The organism is Bacilli bacterium, from assembly GCA_035326105.1.
GTDB lineage: Bacteria > Bacillota_I > Bacilli_A > RFN20 > CAG-826 > UBA7706.
The window spans coordinates 86342-105971 of record DAOKYO010000001.1; the positions used below are offsets into that span (position 1 = coordinate 86342).

Below are 19630 nucleotides of genomic sequence, written 5' to 3' on the forward strand. Positions count from 1 at the left end.
CAAAGGCCAAATTAAAATGAGCTTATTCAACAATGAAATCTTTAATGTTCGCTGCGCCCGTAATGCGTTTTTTTGCCTCTTTGTTTTCAATGACAAAAAGGGTGGGGGTTCCGATAATTTTTAAATCAAAAATATTATTTGCCGGATAAAAGATACTTATTCCGCTTTCACGCGGAATGCTTGGATCAAACTCGATTAAGAATAGCGAATTTTTCCCGTCTAGAATGTATTCAAGAATGTGATTTTTTATTTGCTCACAATAGGGACAAGTATAAGAAAAAATATAACCATAATAATTTAGTTCCTGTTGAAGCAAAAGATCCATCCAACTGATGACAAGCTCCTTGGGATAGTCTTCAAGGAATGCCCTTGGGTGATGGCATGATATCAATAAGGTACACAATATAAATATGCGGATAATACGTTTCATCATTATGAAAGTAGTTGCCAAACTTTCCATTAGTTAAAAATCATAGTGAAGTGATAAAATATTTATGTGAAAGTAAAAGAAACCTTACTGGAAAATATGTCGATGATGGCTCTTTTCAGCGCCATCAACGTTATCGCTGCCGTAATAACGGCTTTTTTACCGGCATCCGGGTTATTTTTGCTTTTATTCTTGCCCTTGGTATCAACGGTAGTTACGCTCTATGGAAAAATCAAGTACTATCCAATATATTGCGTGGCTACACTTTTTTTGTCTTTTCTATTAACCATGCAAGAACCGGAAATAACTATTTTTTATATATTTCCGTCTCTTCTCGTCGGGCTTCTTTTCGGCTACCTAATAAAAAGGAAGATTGCCAGTCAATGGATAATCATCCTTGTAACTATCTTACAAACTTTGCTAACAGCTGCTTCCCTCCCCATTATAAAACTTATATATGAGGTTGATATGGTATCCACTTTTTTAGTTTTCTTTCATCTTTCATCTTTTTCGCATCCTAACGATATCGTGCCCCTTTTTATTCTTATAATATCTTTGGTTCAAACCACTTTCACTTTTATGATATTAAGCGAGGATTTGCCCAAAATTGGGATTAAAACCAACAACCGTGTCAGTAAGTATAATTTCTTTTTCGCGATTGGCTTTTACTTATTATCCATAATTTCATCATTTACCTATCAGCCACTTACTCTGCCCCTTTTACTGATAAGTACTTTTTTTGGCATCCTGACCATTATAATCAGCATTGGCATTCACTATTATCCAACATTGATCAGTGTCGGAATAAGTATTCCCATTACACTGGTTATTCTCGCTCTCAGTGACAGCTTTTTGCCATCGACAGCTAAAATTGTAATTGCTTTTTCATTCATCTTTTTCAGTAATATCACGTATCTTTTTGGTTTTTATTTGCTAAATAGACATACTTTTTCTAAAATGTAGTTTAAAGAGGGAAATAATATGCTCGATTTTTTCAAGAAGATGGGTCAAGGAGTCCTCACGATTCTCGCTTTACCGCTGATTGTTGTTGTCCTGGCGGTTGGTTTTGTTTGGGCTTTATTAACCTATTTGTTAATGCTGCTAAAAGCCATCTTTATATTTTTTCGTGGCGGGAGAATTTTTGAGCCGACCGAAAGAGATCGGAAGGCAGCGGAAGAATTGGCCCGGCAGGGAAGAAATAATCAAGCTATGGGTCCGTCCCAAAACGCTCAACAACCGCTCTATGTAAATAACGCCACTTTTTATGGCGCCCAACTCCCTCCCAATACGCAATTTAACGGCGTTAACATTCCGCAAAATTATAACGGTGCTTATCCTCCCGGGTATAGCGGTCAAATAAATAACGGATATCCTCAAAACAATGGTCAACCCGGATATATAGACCAGTCCGGTATGTACCCCGGTATTTCCCAAAACAATGCCAACAACCGGCCTATGAATGTCATCGAAAATCAAGTAGATGAAGACAAGAACAGAAAATAAGGGAACGATTATGAGCAACAAATTATCAATGTTTATAAAGTTAACCGAGAGTGACAAGCGCTTAATCCTCGTTCTTTTCATCATTTTCATTCTCCTGTTTGTCATCATCGGTTATGTAACCGAGTTAGTTAAGAAAATTATGCGTAACCAAGGGCATCGTATTGACACTGCCATGCATACGCTTGTCGCCAGCGGTATGATCACTGGCCCCAAGGATTTCGCTCATGAAGCCTATCGTAAAAATCGCCAGATTCTGTTTAAGCAATTCACGCTTCCTTTTTTAATTATTTTAGTCGCCCTGGCAACCAATCTAATTTATAATTCCGTAATCGGGCATCAGGTTAATTTATGGGATGCCGATCACGAAGGATTCACAACCATTCTTTACACTTTTGACTGGTCTAATCAACCGCGGTCTTCTTTCTTCGGACTTGTTATTCCCAGTGACTGGCCGCCGGTTAAAAACTCACCGCACTTTGAAGTCGAAGCTATCATGAGTTACTTTGTCGTTCCGCTGTATATTGTCGGTGGCGGGTACATGCTAGTGGTCATTCAGGCTTACATCGCCCGCATTTATCGGATTTTAAAGTTAAAAAAAGAGATTTTTACAATCGACTTATCGAAGCAGAAGCTGAACGATTTATCCGATGCAAAGAATCTCTCAAAAAACGAAACTATAAATACCCCGAAACCCGAGGCTTGATTAGAAGAATTTTTGAATAAATAAATAAGCTTCATAAACAACAGCCGCAAAAAGGACGATATCAATAGCAATCAAAAGCCCACTCCAACGCCGTTGGGCTTTTTCTTTATCAAAATTGTGCTTTTGCTTCCCCATAATAAACTCCTAGTACCGAATTGATCCGGGTGTTCTGGGGAATGGTTGAACGTCACGAATATTTTGTATGCCCGTTAAGTACATTATCAAACGATCAAACCCAATGCCAAAGCCGGCATGTTTGCAACCACCATATTTGCGTAAATCCAGATACCACTCGAGATCTTTTAAATTACCAAGTTCCTCCATCTTTGCTTTCAAAATCTCATACCGCTCTTCCCGTTGGGAGCCGCCGACTAATTCCCCGACGCCCGGGACAAGCAGATCGCAGGCAGCAACGGTTTTTCCGTCATCATTTTGCCGCATGTAGAAAGCTTTAATTTCCGAAGGATAATCTATAAGAAAAACCGGTCCTTGAACTACACTATCCGTAATATATCGCTCATGTTCACTTTGCAAGTCCATGCCCCAATAAATATTTGGGTTGTCAAATTTATGACCATTCTTAACTGCTTCCTGAAGAAGCGAAATCGCTTCCGTATATGGCATTCGCTTAAAATCGCTGCTTAAAACATGATGAAGTCGTTCAAGAAGATTTTTATCAATAAATTGATTAAAGAATTCCATCTCGGCATCGCATTCGTCAAGCACATAGGAAATACAATATTTGATGCATTCCTCGATAAGATTCATATCATCATCTAAATCCGCAAAAGCAATCTCCGGCTCAATCATCCAAAACTCAGATGCATGCCGGACAGTATTGCTAATCTCAGCTCTAAATGTCGGGCCAAAGGTATATACATCGCGATAGGCCATCGCAAAAGCTTCGACATGTAGCTGACCGGAGACCGTCAAACTCACGGGTTTGCCAAAAAACTCTGTAAATGAATTGTTTTTGCCACTTGCCACTTTAAATGTTTCTCCCGCTCCTTCAGCATCATTGCCGGTGATAATGGGAGTATGCACATAGACAAATCCCTGTGATTGAAAAAAAGTATGGATAGCCATCGAAAGCACACTCCGTAACCGAAAAACCGCTCCGAAAGTATTGGAACGGGGACGAAGGTGGGCTATGTCCCGCAAAAACTCAAAACTATGACGTTTCTTTTGAAGCGGATAGTCGTCCGCCACTTCGCCTAAAACCGCAAATGATTTTAAATGCATCTCAAATGGTTGCTTATTGTCCGGCGTAAGGACAAGATTGCCGATTACTTGCACGGCCGCTCCCGTGTTTATCTTACTAAAGGTGTCAAAATCAAAGCCTTCACCTTTATCGTAAACAATCTGCGCATTTTTAAAATACGTACCATCGTTAATTTCCATAAAACCAATTGAGCCGTTATTACGATTGGTTCTAACCCAACCATTCAGTTCAATTTCCGTCACTAATTCTTGCTTGTCTTGCTCTTCGCCATTAACCAACATCTCATAGATATAGCGAATTACCTCTGGTTGTGCCATAAAAGAGCTCCTTTCGAAGTTTTACTATTTAATAATTATATTGCATTGACACCATTAAATCATCAAAAATCACGAAAATGATCAATCGGCCAGTTTGGATCAACACCGAGAGTTAAAGGTGCAAAAATATGCTCCGTATATAATCTTTCAGCCAATTTGGCAATCATGGCTGCTTGATCGGTGCAGCACCACATCGGCGGACGAATGACCGGAATATTATCCGCTTTTAATTCTTCAGGCAATTGACTCCGAAGATAAGAGTTGGCTGAAACTCCACCGGCCAGCACAACTTGCTTAACCTGATATTCGCGGGCTGCTCGCACCGATTTATCTATAATTTGCCCGATGGCAACCTTTTGAAAAGAGGCGCACATCCCTGGCACGTCAATTGTCTCACCCTTCATTTTTGCCATATTAACTAAGTTGATAATATGCGTCTTTAATCCCGAGTACGAAAGGTCATAGGTATTTCCGTTATGAAGCGGATTGGGTAAAGAATATATGGGTTCGGCTGTAGATGCTAAACGATCGATAGGAATTCCGCCCGGATAGGGTAATCCCAATACCCGAGCCACCTTATCATAGCATTCACCGACAGCATCATCTTTTGTCTCACCGATAATTTCAAAATTAAGATGGTCGCGCATAATCACCAATTCTGAATTCCCTCCACTTACAACCACCGCCAAAAGCGGGAAAACCATTGGAGCGACATATTCGTTTGCGTAAATATGCGCGGCAAGATGATGAACTGGAATTAAAGGCTTTTGATATAGCATGGCTAAAGTTTTCGCCGCCTGAAGTCCGACGTGAAGAGCGCCGATTAATCCCGGTCCGCGCGTGACAGCAAAGGCATCAACCTCCTCAAGTTTAACCCCGCTCTTTTGAAGGGCCTCTTGGAGGCAAACTCCAATATTTTCTGCATGAAGTCGGCTGGCAATTTCCGGCATTACACCGCCATACTTTTGGTGCACTTCAATTTGTGTGGAAACAATATTACACAGCAAATTACCATCGCGAACAATCGCCACTCCGGTCTCATCACAACTTGATTCAATTGCTAATATCGTACTCATTATTCTCTCACCACTTTCATCATATAGTATGCATCATCGCCATTGTCGTAATATTGCTTTTTAGTAAGGACAATATCAAAATCAAAACTCAAATAAAAGTTAATAGCCACATCATTATGAACCCTTACTTCCAATGTGATGGCTTTTACTTCTTCCACTCCCTCAATGCGCGCAATTGTATCGGTCATCAGCAACTTTCCCAACTTATGGCCGCGAAGTTCCTTAGTGACGGCAATCTGATTGATGCATGCACTGTCAAAAGTAATCCAAAAATCCACAAAGCCTATCACCTTTTCACCATATGTAAGCACCATAAGTGTCGCTACCGGATTCTCATTTAATTCATACAAAAACTGGCTTTCCGTCCAAGGAGAAATAAACCCTTGGTTTTCAATTTCTAAAACATCGGGAAGGTCTTTTTCACTCATTGGTCTTACTAGTAATTTTTTTTCTTCCATATATCAGTCCTTTAAATAAACCGGATTGACGGCCAGCGGCTGTGAAGCCGCTTTTAAACTTGGTGCCAGTTGGACCATTGTTGCCAACGGATCTTGAGGCACTTCTTTCAACCCAAGATAGGAAACTTTTCCCGAAATCAAGTAATCGGGATGTAATAAAAGGTAGTCCTTAACTTCATCATTGCTCATAATAGTATCCGCCAAAATGGTCTTTCCTTGCTCATAAACACCGACATATGAACGATTGCTCCGCGCGTTGAGTAAACAAACCGTGGGCTGTTCATAATGGGCTAATATCGCGAGGGAAGAAACCGGATAAATATCTATTTTTAAAGCCACGGCGATAACTTTCGCTATCGTCACGGCAATTCGTACCCCAGTATAAGAACCGGGTCCGATCCCTACGATAATTTTTTCTATATCGCGGCGATCAAGTTGGTGTTTCTTTAAAAGAAAATCAATTGCCGGCACCATTTTCTCGCTTTGTCTTTGCCAGGCTTCTTCATTGATTTCATCCAAAAGCTGATTGCTCTCCATCAAGCCTACCGACATATTTGTGCCGGAACTATCCAATAATAAAGTAATCATTTCATATGCCCTCTTTTAATTGCAAAATAATTTGCGCATAGTGTTCGCTGCCATCGCTGTCCAAAGTTATTTCGCGATTGTCATTTCCCACATTGATAATGCGAATTTCTAATCTTTCTTTGGGAAGTAACTCTCCGATATACTGCGGCCACTCGATAAGACAGATGCCATCACCTTCAATATACTCCTCTAGTCCAATATCTTTGTTCCCATCTTCAAGACGATAGGCATCAATATGATAGAGGGGTATCGTCCCAAAAAAATAGCATTTCATGATGTTAAAAGTCGGCGAGATAACTTTTTCTTCAATTTTTAGGGCGGACGCAATGCCTCGAGCCAAGGTTGTTTTCCCCGCGCCTAAATCCCCCGTCATTGTAATCACGTCTCCGGCTTGAAGAAATTCGACAATATGTGAACCAAAAGCGGTTGTTTCCGCAGCTGATTTTGTAAAAAAAGTATACTTCATAGCAAACTCCTCTTTGCGGGCTAATTATAGCATTTAGCATTTTTAAATACACCGAAAATCATATTTATCTAAGTGAGGTAATATAATGGTATCATTAAGAAAAGAAGAATATGAGGTAAATTATGAATCAAACGCGAGTTCCATTACTTATCATCGGCGCCGGTCCGGTTGGACTGTTAACTGCTCTAAAGGCTAGCAGTGAAAATATTCCCGCGCTTATTATTGAAGGAAGAGACTCTGCCGGTGGTCAACTGACCGAGTTATATCCGGAAAAGGACATTACCGATATTCCGGGAATTGAATTAATAAAGGCGAAGGATTATATCGCCCTGCTATTAAAGCAAGTGGCCGCCAAAAAGGATTCGATAGCTTTTCGTTTTGGTCATAAAGTTACAACCGTCAATTATCAAAAGAGCCCCATTGAAATTGAACTCGATGATAAAACAAGTATTCTCGCGGATGATGTAGTTATAGCCACCGGACTTGGCGTCTACCGCCCGCGGCCGATGGGCATCCCCGATGAGGACAAATATTCCGCCATTCATTATTCGCTCAAAGATTATCAATTTTTGACGGACAAGCGTGTCATCGTTCTCGGAGGAGGAGATTCCGCGATTGATTGGGCCGATATGTGTTCCAAAGTGACCACCAAAGTCACACTTATTCATCGAAGAAATGAATTTCGCGGCAATATTTTAACCTTAAAAAACAACCAAATTGTCAAAATACTCACCCCTTATATTCCGTATCGGTTAATTGGTGACAACGGAGAACTCGCGGCCCTTGAAATTCAAAATGTCGAGACAAAAAATATTGAGCGGTTACCGGTCGACTATATTATGGTAAATTATGGCAATATCCCTTTAAGCGATAACTTCGGACTTCCAAAATTAGGAATTGGCATTGAATGTAGTAATGGCTTTAAAATTGCCAATCACTTATATGCCGCCGGCGATATTGCCGGTTATGAAGGCAAAATCCGGCGATTAGCCCCCGCCCTAAAAGAAATCGAATCTATCATCAAAGATATAAAGGCTTCACTTTAATTTTTGCAGTTGCCTAAACTCGCGATAATAATTTTCAACCACTTCATCTATAAAGGGAAATTGTTTTTCTTTCATTTTTTCAATGATTAAATTGGTTTGGTTGCGAAGTACAAAATCCAGATCTTTGCCATATGCATATTGATTGCGGTGTCTCCGATATTCCTTTTCATCTAGCAGTCGCATCGTGCCGTCGGCAAAAAGTTTAACGTCCAAATCATAATCTATATATTTGATGTAGCCTTTATCCATAATGGAAGGCGAGGCAATATTAGTGTAAAAGCTAATTCCATCATCTTTAATCATAGCGATTGTGTTCCACCATTCTTTTTTGCTAAAAAAGGTTATCGCCGGTTCGCGTGTATACCAGTATCGGCCATCGGCTTCGACTACTTTTGTCCGCGTTGAAGCCACAATAAAAAAATCTTCATTTTCCTCCAAAAGATAATTGTGTTCCCAATATCGATGAAGTTGACCATCGTGCTTATAACCTTGGATGGCCAACCATCGGCGCTTTTCTTCCATAGTAAAATTCTTCTTTCGCATTACGAGCCCGGAGGCATAGATTAAATCTCAAGTTGATTATATCATAGTCGCTGCCGGTATCGAAAATAAAAATAGTCCCGAAGGGCTATCATAGGTTGGTCAACAGCCGATGTGAAACAATTAGGTATCTTATCTTCCTTTAAGCGAAGCAATTATCTGAATCTTTTTGATTGTCTAATGCTTGCTTCTCGATAGAGGAAGCCCAATCATTTCCAACTTCACCCGGTGCCATTTAATAAGAAACCATCTAAATCATTTAAAGAAGATTGATCGCTCTCATTGTAAGCCAATGTGCAACAACTCAACATTAAAACTATATTTTTTTGAGGGCATCGTTGTCTAATAGAAAATCGAGTAAGTTCAGTTTTTTATATCCATTCTCTAACAACGTGAAGGGATCTGAATCCATTGTTATTATTATTTTTTTGAAGCCATCATTAATGCTCCTAAAAGATGAAAGTTCCTGTTCTCTCTTTTCTTCTAAATTAATAGTATAGGCGACTTGAATATAATATGTATCCGAAACTCCTCTTGCAATAAAGTCTATCTCATTTTGATAGTTTTTACCCACATCGACCAAGTATCCTCTCCTTAGCAATTCTAAATAAACTATATTTTCTAAGGTATGTGTTACTTCTACTTGACGAAAATTAACTCTTGCATTTCTCATTCCAATATCACAGCAATAATATTTATTTAAAGTTTTTAAATAATTTTTACCTTTTATATCGTAGCGGTTAACTTTATAAAACAAATACGCGTCACATAAGTACTCTAAAAAATTACCAACAGTTTCATGACTAACATTTTTAAATCCATAACTGACCAATGAATTGGCAATTTTATAAGAACTCACGTAAGCGCCAATATTAGAACACAAGAAATCATAAACCGCTCCAAACATTTGAATGTTATTGATTCTGTATCTTTCTATAATATCCTTGTGAACTACCGTTTCATCGACCATTCTTAGATAGTCTATCTTTTCAGATTTATCAATATCTTGAAGATAAGGTAGCCCCCCATATTGGAAGTATTCGTTTAATAAAGAGTTTTTATCGCCGCCCAAACTTTCATATATCTCTTGAAAAGACAACGGAAATATCTCAATAGCTATGCTCCTACCTCTTAACACTGTAGATATATCCTTTGAAAGGAGTTTTGAATTCGAGCCGGTAAGATAAATATCGATATTATAGTCAACACGAATGCCGTTTACTGCCTCTTCAAATTCTTCGAGAAACTGTATCTCATCTACTAACAGATAATACTTGGAATCATCATTAATTTGACTATTAACATATGATACGAAGGACTCTCTTTTTCGAAGACTATACGAAGAAGCAGCTTCAAGATTTATTTTGATTATGTGATTTTTATTAACTCCCAAACTTAATAATTTGTCATAATATAATTCGAAAAGTAATATGGACTTGCCACAACGGCGAATTCCAGTAAGAATTTTTATTAAATCTCGATCTTTATACTTCAATAGTTTATTTATATAACCAGTTCTTTTTATCATGGCAATCACCTTTCATATTGATTATATTCGCAAAAGTTAAATTTTCCAATAGTTTTGCGAATACTATCGCCATTGCTTCTCATTCCTGCGCACATTTCCAAAATATATGAAATATTTAAAATTGAGAAACGGCAAGTAGTGAACCCTTACCAAAACAAATCAATTGGGCCGGACTCTAATTTGTTAAACTTTAATTGAATTAGTTCTCTTTTATATTTCCGACAACGAGAAAAATCGGCTTGAGTAAACTTAAGCCAAATTTCTAAAGAAGAGGCCTTGGGATTTCTTCTTTTAAGATTAAACTATTTTATCAATTTTCGTTTTGACTAGTTACATATAAATAAGGAGTTGTAAGCCGGTGAGATATATAAAGTAATAATTTTTCTCTTCCATCATATCTATTGAGCAACCTTCATAAAGATAAAGTTGATATGTGATAATATCAGTCTACTTTATTAACCTTTCCGTTACTTTTCACTGCTATTTTGACAGCTTAAAAACGATTTCTTAAATCATGAGAGTAAAAAGTTCTTTTGCAACATGTTAGACTGAATATATAGCATTTGTTGAAGTACAAAAATAGCCCCGAAGGGCTATTATAGTTTGCTGATAATCTTGTTTATTAGTTCTATTGTTTTCTTATACTCATTGATGGCTTCAATGCCGACGCTTTGCTCTAACGGAACATTCATTAACCGATCACTTAAGGAAATTGCAATGTAAGTCTTTCCCGCCAAGATGGAAAGCGACAAATCGACAATATGCTGACCAACGGGAATTTTTTCTAATAGACTTAAGACTTCCTTGTCAACTGCCTGTGATTTAGACTTATTTGAATAGATGGCAATATCTTGATCATCGATAATCGTATTGAGATCATCGTGATCATTAGGTCCGGTCGCTCCCTCGGAACTAATCTTTGGTTTCAAGAAAATCAATGTTTGAAGATCTTCAACTTTGTTGTCCGCCTCAATAAATTTTCCAACGAAGAGCGCATTAAGTCGCTTATGCCGACCTGTACCATAGGTGTAGGCTACATAGTCACTAATGGCGACGCTCTTATCATCGACCTTATAGGTTACGACATTGCGTGAGGCTGATTGTCCGATATATTTAAGAATATGGGCATTGACGAATTGCTCGGTTGTAAACTTTGCACTGGTTGATTGCTCATAATCCTTAACGTCCGCACTTTCAAACACGTATTTGTCGACCGTTTGATAATACTCATCAATATATTTTTCCGCTCCAGCGTTTGTCTTCTTCTTCATGTAGTTTCCATAAACAAAAACGCCAGCTAGCAAAACCATAACAATGATGATGGCGGCCCATGTTCCCCAGCCCTCAATTGGCATAATAAACATCATAACGGGTAAAATCGCAATTAACACTACAAACATTAAAACCGTGTTAACCGTTCGGAATTTTTTATAAAATTTTAAAAACTCATGTCTTTTTGTCTCTAGATCAACTAACCAATTTTCCATATTCTTATCTCCTCATATGCATGTTAATATTAGCAAAAAATCGCTTTTTTTACTATATAAACCATTTAATTAAATATAAAAGAGACCATCTGTTTAACAGATGGTCAATTATTAGCCCAATTCTTTTAATTTTGTTCTCGCCGGGCCAAATCCCTGAACCGCGGCTTTTGTAAGCCAGTTGCGGGCCAAGTCAAGATCCTTAATTATGCCTCGACCTGACGAGTACCATAGACCAACGATATATTGAGCTTTGCGATAACCGCGTTCGGCACTTTCCAAATAAAAGGCAAATGCCTTATTCAAATCAATTGGTCGCCCATAGCCCATCTCTTGGAAGAAGCCAAGTTTATAGAACGCTTTGGCGAAGTTTTGGGCAGCAGCCTTTTCATACCACGCATAAGCTTTCTCGTAATCAACAGCAATTACCGATCCTCGTTCATAGGCGATTCCCATATTGTACTGGGCGGCATCATGGCCTCCTTCGGCGGCTTGAAGAAAGAAATCAACTCCTTGTTTTTCGTCTTGCTTAACGCCTTTGCCATAAAAATAGCAATATCCAAGCACAGTTTTAGCCGGTGCATAGCCTTCTTCCGCTGCTTCCAAAGCCAAAGCGTATCCTCGGGCATCGTCCTCGGCGATATTTTCGCCTTGAACCAATCGCCGAGCAAGCTCGTGTTTAGCCCCAACTTCCTTTCGCTCAATTCGCTTTTCCAACTCTCGATTATCCATCGCTATGTATTTAGCCATCGGATACTACCTCCTTTGACCATCTTTTATAATTTATTATAACATAGACGATATTAAAACAAGTTAGTTGTTTTTAACCGGAAATAACTTCCGAATGGTTATAAACGGCCGATACAGCACTCCCAATATGACCAAAGTAACCAGGCCGCTGGCCCATATATACCAGTTATACTCCAAACCGCCAATTAATGTCGTGCCATAAATGACAACACTAGAAATAGTGCTTCCGATATAGCGGCCGAAAATTCCGACAAAAACCGATAACGCAAAGAAAACCAAATTTTGCCAGCTGACTTTGTTGGCATCTTTAGGAAAGGCAAGATTGGAAAAAAGCCCCGCGAACGAAATCGCACCATAGGCTAAAAAGTAATCAAAAGGAAAAGTATAGAGCCCCCAATTATCCAGTAGGCAAGATATCAATCCAAATATAACTCCTATCGCTAAAAACGATTTGGAAAAGTTTAGGCGATAGGCAATCAAAAACAGTGGAATCATTCCCAAATTGATGGAACCGGCGCCTCCAATGGCGACTGGAATCCGAGCAAAACGATCTAACACTAATGCTAAAGCCACCAAAACAGATATTTCCGAAATTTCTCGAACCGTAAAATGAGACTGATCCAAGATTGGCATTAAAGCATAGACCGTGCCGACCAGCAATAAGCCTGCAATAATTCCTAAACCAATGCCAAAGGTGTAAACAACACCATTGTCCTTGTTGAATTCGTTGGCAATAAAAACTAAAGTCAGGGTTAAAACAAGGGCGAGTAATTCGCTAAAAAATGCCAGGCTTAGCAAAATGGATTTTCGCCTGAAAATGAATAAAACAGCGCCAACTATCGGCAATAAGTAGATAGCCAAGCCAAGCCAAACAGCGCTGCCGCTATTTCCTCCGCTCAATAAACTCCAACTAGCAACCGCCTCCCCTTCACTAAAAACGGGGGGAATAAAAAATGCAACAGCAACCAGACCGGCGATAATTGCAAGAACCAACTTTCTTGCCTTATCGCTATTCAACAACTGCCAGAATGATTTTTTCTCCATACACTTACCTCTTTCCTTTTAAGAAAAAATCCTTTCCAGCGGAAAGGAGTGAAGTGTAAGTATATAACCTCATTACCTCCGCCGGCATTACCCGGATCAGGTGCGGTCGACTTGGAAAACAAGTCCTCTCAGCCAGGTTAAGCCCAGCTCCCGACAAGAATGATTATACCACGATTAGTTCTGCCAATCAATTGGCGATAAGCCATGCTTTCTTAAATATTCATTGGCCCGAGAAAACTGATGCGTATCGAAAAAGCCTCCCCGATTGGCACTAAGGGGGGACGGATGGGTGCTTTCTAAGATGAGATGGCTTTCATTATGCAAGAGCTTTTTTAGTGAACGAGCAAAATTTCCCCAAAGCATGAAAACTATCGGCTGATCCTGCCTATCCAGTAATTCCATTACATCGGCCAAAAACAATTGATATCCCTCTACATTATGCGAAAGCGGATTACCTCGCCGCACACTAAGCCGGGCATTAAGCAACAAAACACCTTGTTTGGCTAAATAAGTCAAATCCCCTTCCTCTTTCATCTTTAATCCCAAATCGTTGCCGATTTCCTTATAGATATTTTGAAGTGAAGGTGGCAGTGGAACGCCGTTGGGGACACTGAAAGCCAGCCCCATTGCTTGATGGGGCTCATGGTAGGGGTCTTGTCCAATAATTACGACTTTGACCTCTTTTAACGGCGTGAGATTAAAAGCATTGAACACTAAGTTCCGCGGAGGATAGCATATATGGTGACGATATTCGTCATCGAGAAAAGCATGCAATGTTTTGCTATATGGCTTTTCTTTCACGATATTAAAAAAATCTTTCCATTCCATAGCATTTACCGGATAAATTGTAGCATATTTATCGCCTTTTTTCGGAAATAATTATGTATAATTATAATAGTTATGAAAAAAATCTTGTTTGTTTTCAACCATCCGGCTCCTTACAAAGTTGCCCTCTATAATGGATTATCTTCTTTCTTTGATATCCATGTTATTTTTGAGCGTTTGCAAGCGAAAAATCGTCCTTCCCTTTTTTACCATGAAAAAAGGTACGCCTTTAAACTTCATAAAATAAACGGAATATCCCTCGGTAAAGAAAACTTTTTTTCTTGGGGAATTAGGAGTGAATTAAAGAAGAATAAATACGATTTGGTAATTATTAATGGATACTCAACGCTTGCCGAAATGATCGGCTTGCACTTTTTAAAAGCAAGGCGCATCCCTTATCTTTTTGCAATCAACGGCGGCATCGTTAAAGATGAATCAAAATTGAAATTTTGGTTTAAAAAGAAAATGCTTCAGGGGGCCTATCGTTATCTCTCTCCTTCGACCATCGCCGATGAATACTTGTCGCGGTATGGAATCGCAAAAGAAATAATATGCCATTATCCTTATGCGACAATCACGGCTGATGAGATACTTCCGTCTTTGCTGTCGAGGGAGGAAAAACGCGCTTTTTGGGAAAAAAATAAAATTTTCCATTCGCATATCTTCGTTTCTTTTGGGCAATTTATTGCCCGTAAAAATAATGTTCATTTGCTTAATTTATGGAGCAAGGCAAATTCCGATTGCGCTTTAGTTCTCATTGGCGAGGGCCCCGAAAGAAGAAAATATCAGTCAATAATAAAAAAAAGGCATTTGCGCAATGTGTATATCTTTCCCTTTATGAGTCATACTGATTTATTAAAATTTATTTGCCACGCTGATGGCGCCATCTTCCTTTCCCGTGAAGACATCTATGGACATATGATTAATGAAGCCTTGTCTCAAGGTCTGCCGGTTATTGCCAGTAGCAAAATAATATCCGCTCGTTCTTTAATTAAAGAAGGAAAAAACGGCTTTTTAGTAGACCCGGACAATGACGAGGCAATTATTGCTCATATCGATAGTCTCAACACGGACATGAGCCTTTCGGCATTGGCGACCGCTAAAAAAAATACCATCGAAAAGATGGTTTCTGCTCACAAAGCAATAATTGAGGACTTGGGCTTATGAAAATTATTTATTTAACAACTTCGATGTTGGATGATGACTTTAATGAACTGTTCAATTTATCCAAAGTTAAACCGAATCCATCCAATCAGCTCTTTCACCGCAAAGTGATTAAATCGCTGATGAAAGTGGCAAAAGTTAGTGTGGTTTCTTTTCGCCCAATCACCCCTAAAACTTTGGGAGTGGATATTATTCCCGAACACCGAAAGGAAAATTATATTTATCTTCCGATTGAAAACCAAGGCGTAAATCGTAAGGTGGCTTTAAAAAAATCGTTTTTAAACCTTTTTCCGCATCTTTTAGAAGGTGAAGAAGAAATGCCAATCATTGTTTTCGACGCCATAAATCTTCTCATCAGCCGGCTGGCTAAAGAAGTTTCGCAAAAATATCATTTGAAGCGGATAGCCGTAATAACAGATGATCCATTTAAAGTGCAGAGTATACAACCGCTTTTACGAGCACTGATCTGGCTGAATTACCAGCATCATCACGGCTACATCGCCATCAGTGAAGGCTTAAACAAATTAATCGGTCGGCCCAAGAAAACAATTATTATTCCGACGATTATCGATGAGGAAAAAATTCTTGAGCCGACTAAAAAAACCGACTCTTGTCTTTATTTTTCAGGCGCGCTTTATAAACAGTATGGAATAATTAATCTTTTAAAGTCTCTCGAATTCATTTCCTTTGGGCAGAATGACAAATTAATTATGGCTGGCTATGGACCATTGACCGAAACGATTAAAGCAACCGGACAAAATAACTCCCATATTGAGTTTTTAGGCCCCATTGATCCCGAAACCAACAACCGCTATATCAACCGTTCAATCGGGGTGATAAATCCTCGACAATACGAGAAAAATCTCCGCTCCTTCCCCAGTAAAATTATCAGTATTATTGAGAATGGTGGCTTGCTACTGTCGACCGACCATGAGATTTTAACCGCTAATTTACCCGATGCTTACATTTCTTTGGGCCGCGGTTCAAAGGAAGAGATCGCCTTTGGTCTTAATCAAGCCTTGAATTTATCTTGGGGACAGAGGAAAAAAATTATTCTTTCATCACAGCAGAGGATGGTGGCCATTTTTGGGTTAGAAATAACCGGCAAAAAAATCGAGAGTTTATTACTAAAAATTAATAGAAGTGAAGAAGACCTTATTCATGAAATCAAATCTTAACAGTAGCCCTAATATTCGCAGTTCGGTTGTTATCAACCTAATTCGCACGGTAACCATCACCGTGTTATCGTTCGTAAGTTTCCCTTTTGCTGCGCGGGCCTTAGGCGATATCGGTATGGGTCAATACACCTTGGCCAATACTTTTGTTTACTATTTTCTGATTATTGCCAAGTTAGGAATTCCAAATCTTGCCATCCGCGAATGCGCAAAAGTCCGGGATGATCCAGTTGCTTTTTCGCGCAAAGTCCAGACCTTCTTTATTCTTCAGCTGATTACCACGCTTATTTCCTTTGTCTTTCTTATTGCTATAGCCTTTTCATTGCCGTCCAGTTGGACAGCTGAGCCCGAGTTAATTAGGCGTCTGATTTTTATCTTATCGATTAACTTTTTACTCGGAGCTTTATCTTTTGAATGGGTCTATATCAGTTTAGAAAAACATTTTTATATTGCTGTGCGCTCTATTTTTGCCTTGACTATCGGAAGCCTTTTGATTATATCTTTTGTTCATAATTCGCGACAGCTTATTCTATATGCTGCTTTAGCCTTTTTAAACACCATCTTTACCGTGGTTTTTAACCTTGCTTTTCTCAAGAAAGAAGGCGTAAGTTTAAAACCCTTGGGCGAATATAACTTCCGTCAGTACATCAAGCCCATTCTTGCAATGGGAGTCCTCACGATCGTTTTAACTTTCTATAACCAAACCGATACCATTATTCTGGGGATATTAGACCCGAGCACCGCAAGTGTTGGTTCCTACGCAATCGGGGTGAAAGGCAGTGAAATCGTCATTACAATCATCACTTCTTTGAGCGCGGTTTTTATTCCTCGAGCAACGCGGCTTTATCAAAATGAAAATAAGTTTTTCTTCAAAAACTTAGCTCGGTATGCAACTAATATTGCACTTTTTATCGCCATACCAGCGTATGTCGCCTTAGTGATTTTAGCTCCGGACATCATCGCCTTTCTAGTCAACAGCAACCTTAGCGGCACCTGGACGGATAGCAGTATCAGCAATGCCACTTTAAGCGTCATCATCATTTCATCCTTAGTAATCACCTATTCGCTGGCTGATATTATTTTTTCAAGCATCCTTTTACCGATGGGAAAGGAAAAAATATATCTTTGGACAATTGCCGTCGGTCTGGTGCTAAATGTCGTTGGTTGTATTATATTGGGAAAGACCGTTTTTCAAAGTCGTCCGGTTATAGGCGTAGCCGTCGCCACAGCTTTAAGCGACCTGATTGTTTTAATTGTCCTAATTGTCGGAGCGTGGAAATATATTAAATCCGCCTTATTTAACCTGAACAGTTTAAAAATCATTGTTGCCGGAACAATCATCGGAGCGCTGACATATTATCTACAAACCATTATTGGTGGCACGCCCTTTGTTAAGATACTAATAATTATTTTAATTGACGGTATTGCATATACATTCTTACTTGCCGTCAGCAAAGAAAAACTGGTAACTAGTTTTTTAACCCCAAAGAAGGAGATTGAACATGAATCCTAGACTAAAAGAAAACCGCATTAAGCGCAGTATTGCCAAGTTTTTACAGCCGATTATTCGTTTCTTTTCTTCTTCCCTTTATGTGAGACTGCAGTATCGCTACATCACCGGTCATAAACTAAATCTCCTACACCCCTCTTTATATACCGAAAAACTTCAGTATCTACGCCTTTTTGTTGATGCGAAAAATCCCAAAGTAATCGCCTTCAGCGATCGGGTACAAGTTCGCGACGAAATAAGGGCCCTCGGGCTGGAGAATATTCTTATTCCTGATTATGGTCACTATCAAGCTTTTTCCGATATTGATTTTTCTTCTTTACCCGCATCTTTTGTTTTAAAATGCTCACACGCTTCCGGCTTTAATGAAATCATAATTGATAAAAGGAAAATGAATTATGCTCAAAGTCAGAAAAAGTTTTCGGAATGGCTGAATAAAGACTACGGAAAAGCAACTGTGGAACCTCATTATTCGCGAATAAAGCCCCAGATTTTAATCGAAGAATATATCGGTGAAGACAACCGGTTGCCCGATGAGTTTAAAATTCATGTTTTCGGTGGTGTGGCTCGCTATCTTTATATTGTCACCGGACGGGGCAAAGATATAAAGTACAACAATTATTATATCGATAAAACGCCCTTTCCCGAGGCGCAGTTCAATGGCTGGCAAAGCCGGGAAGAAGACAAAATCGAATGGCCGGAAGCGTATCAAAAAATGGTTGCCATCGCTGAATTAATCGCTAAAGGTTTCCCTTTTGTCCGCGTCGATTTATATTCGATAAAAGGGAAAATATACTTTGGCGAATGCACTTTCACTCCCGCTAAAGGAACTCTAAAATTTGACAATCCCAAAGCGGATGAAATAATCGGACAATGGTTAAAAATAAATTAATTCCAATGCGAAGATGGGAGTTCCGTCTCATAGATCATAAGGCCAAATTTATAAGGTAAATCTTGACTGACGCCCCCGGGTTTTAAGACATTGTGTTCCAACATTTGATAATTTAAAGAAAAGCCGGAGGCATTTTTTATTTGCTCCATTTCACTTCCCATTACATCGCTAAAATAAAACTGAAGTATGTTGGTATTGGAACCATGATCATCGGTTCTTGTTTCTATGGTTTTAGTGAATGATATTCGTTTATAGGTGGCAAAATCGCTATTCATAACATAAAAGCTGAGTGTCAGTGCAATCGTTGCTTGGGCATCTTCATTGCTCATAACCGGATATTCACTGCTGCCCCAGGGAATATCAGTTCCTCCTCGAAGCGCCAGAACAAACGAGTAGTACTGAGTTAACTGTTGATTAAATATCGTTCCAAATCCATCTTCGGCGGCTTGAATTCGGACTCGAGCCCCACTTCCATCACAATGAGCAAGTCCATCTGTCAATTTGGAAAAATATCCATACCGAAAACTATCATTAACTTTTCCTAAGGCATTCTCCTCATAGTAAGCATCCGTTCGCTCATAATCATTTAAAGTAGAATTCTCCCCATATAATTTATTAAAAATAGTCGCCGCGTTAGGAAGATTTCTAATAACGTCCTGCGCTGCTAGCGACTGAGTGAAGGTGTTGTTGGTGATTTCCCCGTATTTTGAATTGCTTTCATCCAGTTGATAAGTACGAAAATCCGTGGCCGTCTTAAGGGTGGCAGGAAGATACGTATAGTAGTTGGCGCCAAAAATCGGATCCTCAAATTGACCATCTTCATAAATTTCCCGAGTCATTGTTCCGCAGGAGGATAAAATCAATATTGGTAATAAAACAAGGATTGCCTTCCATCTATTAAGTCTTTCTTTCATT

22 protein-coding genes and 1 riboswitch are annotated in these 19630 nt (G+C 39.2%); of the genes, 8 read left to right on the top strand and 14 right to left on the bottom strand.

Annotated features, from left to right (window positions below):
* Window positions 1-22 precede the first annotated feature (22 nt).
* Entirely contained in the window at window positions 23-325 is a 303-nt protein-coding gene (locus PKC96_00465; GenBank protein HML99796.1) for a hypothetical protein, read from the bottom strand.
* A 171-nt stretch (window positions 326-496) separates the two neighbouring features.
* Between PKC96_00465 and PKC96_00470 the strand changes: the two genes are divergently transcribed.
* From PKC96_00470 to PKC96_00480, 3 genes are read left to right on the top strand one after another with little or no spacing between them, the layout of a single operon-like run.
* Complete coding sequence (locus PKC96_00470; GenBank protein ID HML99797.1) at window positions 497-1390, top strand: hypothetical protein; 894 nt, start codon at window positions 497-499, stop codon at window positions 1388-1390.
* An 18-nt stretch (window positions 1391-1408) separates the two neighbouring features.
* Window positions 1409-1930, top strand: a complete 522-nt coding sequence (locus PKC96_00475; GenBank protein ID HML99798.1) for a hypothetical protein — start codon at window positions 1409-1411, stop codon at window positions 1928-1930.
* A gap of 10 nt (window positions 1931-1940) precedes the next feature.
* Window positions 1941-2633 (top strand): hypothetical protein, encoded by a 693-nt coding sequence (locus tag PKC96_00480; GenBank protein HML99799.1) that lies wholly within the window; start codon window positions 1941-1943, stop codon window positions 2631-2633.
* On the opposite strand, the gene PKC96_00485 is transcribed toward PKC96_00480, so the two are convergent.
* The 6 genes from PKC96_00485 to tsaE form a co-directional block, all read right to left on the bottom strand.
* Entirely contained in the window at window positions 2634-2768 is a 135-nt protein-coding gene (locus PKC96_00485) for a hypothetical protein (GenBank protein ID HML99800.1), read from the bottom strand. It abuts the gene before it with no gap.
* Window positions 2769-2777: 9 nt separating this feature from the next.
* Complete coding sequence (gene asnS, locus PKC96_00490; GenBank protein ID HML99801.1) at window positions 2778-4172, bottom strand: asparagine--tRNA ligase; 1395 nt, start codon at window positions 4170-4172, stop codon at window positions 2778-2780.
* A gap of 62 nt (window positions 4173-4234) precedes the next feature.
* Window positions 4235-5248 (bottom strand): tRNA (adenosine(37)-N6)-threonylcarbamoyltransferase complex transferase subunit TsaD, encoded by a 1014-nt coding sequence (gene tsaD, locus PKC96_00495; protein ID HML99802.1) that lies wholly within the window; start codon window positions 5246-5248, stop codon window positions 4235-4237.
* Window positions 5248-5706 (bottom strand): ribosomal protein S18-alanine N-acetyltransferase, encoded by a 459-nt coding sequence (gene rimI, locus PKC96_00500; protein HML99803.1) that lies wholly within the window; start codon window positions 5704-5706, stop codon window positions 5248-5250. Before rimI ends, tsaD begins: the two co-directional genes overlap by 1 nt.
* 3 nt (window positions 5707-5709) lie before the next feature.
* A complete protein-coding gene (gene tsaB, locus PKC96_00505; protein ID HML99804.1) occupies window positions 5710-6294 on the bottom strand; it encodes a tRNA (adenosine(37)-N6)-threonylcarbamoyltransferase complex dimerization subunit type 1 TsaB in 585 nt (194 codons plus the stop codon).
* Between the two features lies 1 nt (window position 6295).
* Window positions 6296-6760, bottom strand: coding sequence for a tRNA (adenosine(37)-N6)-threonylcarbamoyltransferase complex ATPase subunit type 1 TsaE (gene tsaE, locus PKC96_00510; GenBank protein ID HML99805.1), 465 nt, complete (start codon window positions 6758-6760; stop codon window positions 6296-6298).
* 122 nt (window positions 6761-6882) lie between these two features.
* Between tsaE and PKC96_00515 the strand changes: the two genes are divergently transcribed.
* The gene (locus PKC96_00515; protein HML99806.1) at window positions 6883-7806 is read left to right on the top strand and encodes an NAD(P)/FAD-dependent oxidoreductase; all 924 of its coding nucleotides are present in this window, start codon (window positions 6883-6885) and stop codon (window positions 7804-7806) included.
* Here PKC96_00515 and PKC96_00520 read toward each other — a convergent pair.
* The 6 genes from PKC96_00520 to PKC96_00545 all read right to left on the bottom strand — a co-directional run bounded on the left by PKC96_00520 (window position 7798) and on the right by PKC96_00545 (window position 13980).
* Window positions 7798-8328 (bottom strand): DUF402 domain-containing protein, encoded by a 531-nt coding sequence (locus PKC96_00520; GenBank protein ID HML99807.1) that lies wholly within the window; start codon window positions 8326-8328, stop codon window positions 7798-7800. The two genes, PKC96_00515 and PKC96_00520, sit on opposite strands and share 9 nt — an antisense overlap.
* A 334-nt stretch (window positions 8329-8662) precedes the next feature.
* Window positions 8663-9874, bottom strand: coding sequence for an ATP-binding protein (locus PKC96_00525; protein ID HML99808.1), 1212 nt, complete (start codon window positions 9872-9874; stop codon window positions 8663-8665).
* Window positions 9875-10470: 596 nt separating this feature from the next.
* A complete protein-coding gene (locus PKC96_00530; GenBank protein ID HML99809.1) occupies window positions 10471-11361 on the bottom strand; it encodes a hypothetical protein in 891 nt (296 codons plus the stop codon).
* A gap of 111 nt (window positions 11362-11472) precedes the next feature.
* Window positions 11473-12108, bottom strand: coding sequence for a tetratricopeptide repeat protein (locus PKC96_00535; GenBank protein ID HML99810.1), 636 nt, complete (start codon window positions 12106-12108; stop codon window positions 11473-11475).
* Between the two features lie 63 nt (window positions 12109-12171).
* Window positions 12172-13152, bottom strand: a complete 981-nt coding sequence (locus tag PKC96_00540; protein HML99811.1) for an energy-coupled thiamine transporter ThiT — start codon at window positions 13150-13152, stop codon at window positions 12172-12174.
* Window positions 13153-13207: 55 nt separating this feature from the next.
* Window positions 13208-13316, bottom strand: a riboswitch (TPP riboswitch).
* A 10-nt stretch (window positions 13317-13326) separates the two neighbouring features.
* Window positions 13327-13980: a uracil-DNA glycosylase gene (locus PKC96_00545; protein HML99812.1), complete on the bottom strand. Its 654-nt coding sequence runs from the start codon at window positions 13978-13980 to the stop codon at window positions 13327-13329.
* Between the two features lie 72 nt (window positions 13981-14052).
* On the opposite strand from PKC96_00545, the gene PKC96_00550 reads away from it, so the two are divergent.
* From PKC96_00550 to PKC96_00565, 4 genes are read left to right on the top strand one after another with little or no spacing between them, the layout of a single operon-like run.
* Window positions 14053-15144: a glycosyltransferase gene (locus PKC96_00550; GenBank protein HML99813.1), complete on the top strand. Its 1092-nt coding sequence runs from the start codon at window positions 14053-14055 to the stop codon at window positions 15142-15144.
* A complete protein-coding gene (locus tag PKC96_00555; protein ID HML99814.1) occupies window positions 15141-16319 on the top strand; it encodes a hypothetical protein in 1179 nt (392 codons plus the stop codon). The genes PKC96_00550 and PKC96_00555 overlap by 4 nt, the downstream gene beginning before the upstream one ends.
* Window positions 16303-17829 carry an oligosaccharide flippase family protein gene (locus tag PKC96_00560; protein ID HML99815.1) on the top strand — a complete coding sequence of 509 codons (1527 nt, stop codon included), beginning with the start codon at window positions 16303-16305 and terminating at the stop codon, window positions 17827-17829. The genes PKC96_00555 and PKC96_00560 overlap by 17 nt, the downstream gene beginning before the upstream one ends.
* Window positions 17819-18715, top strand: a complete 897-nt coding sequence (locus PKC96_00565; GenBank protein HML99816.1) for an ATP-grasp fold amidoligase family protein — start codon at window positions 17819-17821, stop codon at window positions 18713-18715. The genes PKC96_00560 and PKC96_00565 overlap by 11 nt, the downstream gene beginning before the upstream one ends.
* Here PKC96_00565 and PKC96_00570 read toward each other — a convergent pair.
* The gene (locus tag PKC96_00570; GenBank protein HML99817.1) at window positions 18712-19629 is read right to left on the bottom strand and encodes a hypothetical protein; all 918 of its coding nucleotides are present in this window, start codon (window positions 19627-19629) and stop codon (window positions 18712-18714) included. The genes PKC96_00565 and PKC96_00570 overlap by 4 nt on opposite strands.
* Between the last annotated feature and the right edge of the window lies 1 nt (window position 19630).